1 protein-coding gene is annotated in these 1,807 nt (G+C 43.6%); it reads left to right on the top strand.

All coding sequences use genetic code 11. The features are described from left to right. The first annotated feature begins 120 nt into the window (after positions 1–120). Positions 121–1,395 carry an IS110 family RNA-guided transposase gene (locus tag J2Z34_RS17470; protein WP_209461155.1) on the top strand — a complete coding sequence of 425 codons (1,275 nt, stop codon included), beginning with the start codon at positions 121–123 and terminating at the stop codon, positions 1,393–1,395. The last annotated feature ends 412 nt before the right edge of the window (positions 1,396–1,807 follow it).

The following is a 1,807-nucleotide window of genomic DNA, read 5'->3' on the forward strand; positions in this document are numbered from 1 at the left end:
GGAGCATTCCTGTAATGAAAAAACCTGAACTTTGAAAAAGGAGACCCATAGCAATACAATGAAAGTGTGCTGATCCAGGACAAGAAAGGCACAAATTCAAAGTATGAAAGGAGTCTCCAAATGAATAGTACACAAAACGATAAGCTAATGCAAATCAAACCTGAAACGTTGGTAGTTGGAATTGATGTAGGTAAAAATAAACATTATGCACGAGCCTTCGATTACAGGGGAATCGAACTTGCCAAGCTGACCAAGTTCAGCAATACCAGAAAAGGATTTGAAGGCTTTGAGAGTTGGATGAGATCCTTGATGCTGTTAAATGGAAAGACCGATACCATAGTAGGCTTTGAGCCCACAGGACACTACTGGTTTGCACTCGGAGATTTTCTTAAGAGCTGTGGTTATAAGTTGGGTATAGTCAATCCATTTCACGTAAAATGCGCTAGAGAACTTGATGATAACAGCCCTTCAAAGAATGATCGGAAGGACCCCAAGACAATAGCTATGCTGGTTAAGGATGGGAGGTACAGAGATGTATATATTCCTGATGACCTGTATCAGGAGTTGAGAGAGGCCGTAGTAGAGCGTGAGAGGCTTAATGAGCAGCTGACGGCGATACAAAATCAGGTAACAAGATGGCTTGATATCAGGTTCCCAGAATTCAACGATGTATTTAAAGCCTGGACAGGGAAATCAGCGATGATGACATTGAAGTCATTTCCAACACCAGCCATGGTAGTTTCAGCAGGCGTCGATGAGATACTAAGGACCTGGCAGAAGGCTTCACAGAAAGCAAGCCGTAGAAAGGCTGAAATCATTGTAGAAGTGGCTTCAACATCAATAGGTCGAGTTACTGGAAGCAATGCAGCTGTAGTTGCGCTGTGGAACCTATTGCAGCAATACGAGATGATTGTGGAACAGCAAGAGAGCATAGAGTGCCTTATGCAGGAACTTCTACTGAGAGTGCCTAATGCATCAAAGATTCTTGAGATCAAGGGTGTAGGTGTGCTTACAGCTGTAGTTATAATCAGCGAGATTGGAGACATTAGCAGGTTCAAAGATCCGCGCCAGATAATAAAGCTTGCGGGATTGAACCTTAGAGAAGACAGCTCAGGAAAGCACCAAGGAAAGACTATAATCAGCAAACGTGGACGTAGGAGGCTCAGGGAAAGCCTGTTCAGGGCAATGATACCAATGCTGGCAAATAATCCTGAGTTTCGGGCAATACACGCGAGAAATATAACTCGCTCGCTAAATCCAATGAATAAGATGCAGTCAATCATCGCACTGTGCGGCAAACTTGTGCGGGTGATATACGCAATTTTGAACAAAGGCAATAACTATGATTCAGGAAAGCTGCTGTCTGACATGAACTTGCAACAAAAGGCAGCATAGACTTGCAAATAGTTCTATGGATCAGTGCCTAAGCCGCATAGGCACATGAATAAGGTCCATTCAAATTTACTAGAGAAACCATATTAAAGATGAGAGCCGGGGCAGTCAGTATTAACAATTCCGTTAGGGCGTTAGACCCATGCAAGGAGCATTGCTGACGTTCCACTCCAAGGATAGGCAGAACGAAGGAATTTAGGCGCAATGATGCCTTAAGACATGGGAGGGTTGCCACCTGGAACTGATGTGGAATCCCGATGGCCGAAATACAAATCCGGTGCGGTTTGTTCCCCATGCGCGGATACCCCAGTTATTAGGATATGCCCTAATCCTTGGAGTATGCTCTCATAAGGTTAATATGGAAATCTAAGATATACCGAGATAATAAGAGATAATTGGTTTAAATTAAGGGAGG

The organism is Youngiibacter multivorans (assembly GCF_017873395.1).
GTDB classification, from domain to species: domain Bacteria; phylum Bacillota; class Clostridia; order Clostridiales; family Clostridiaceae; genus Youngiibacter; species Youngiibacter multivorans.